Origin of the sequence: Burkholderia sp. Bp8984 (assembly GCF_003853755.1) — a bacterium.
In the GTDB taxonomy this organism is placed as follows: domain Bacteria; phylum Pseudomonadota; class Gammaproteobacteria; order Burkholderiales; family Burkholderiaceae; genus Burkholderia.
On record NZ_QTQN01000122.1, the window covers coordinates 1 to 286 of the forward strand.

Sequence of the window (286 nt, forward strand, 5' to 3'; positions counted from 1 at the left end):
GCGCGGTCGCTTCGACGTTTTCCGCGAGGCCCGCTTCGAGTTGCGGCGCATCGGCCAGCAACACCTTCGACACACCTACGATCTTCGCTGCTGCATCGGCAGCCGCTTGCGCGTTGTGGCCCGCGACCAGCACGTGAATGTCGCCACCGGTCTTCGCTGCCGCCGCCACCGTGTTCAGCGTCGCGGCCTTGATCGACGCGTTGTCGTGTTCTGCAATCACCAGAATCGTCATTTCTTTCCGCTCCCTCTTACAGCACCTTGGCTTCGGTCTTCAGCTTCTCGACCA

At 62.2% G+C, this 286-nt stretch carries 1 pseudogene; it reads right to left on the reverse strand.

Going from position 1 to position 286, the window contains the following annotated elements:
• Positions 1-232: pseudogene (locus DID98_RS35625) on the reverse strand (electron transfer flavoprotein subunit alpha/FixB family protein); the annotation flags it as partial.
• Positions 233-286 lie beyond the last annotated feature (54 nt).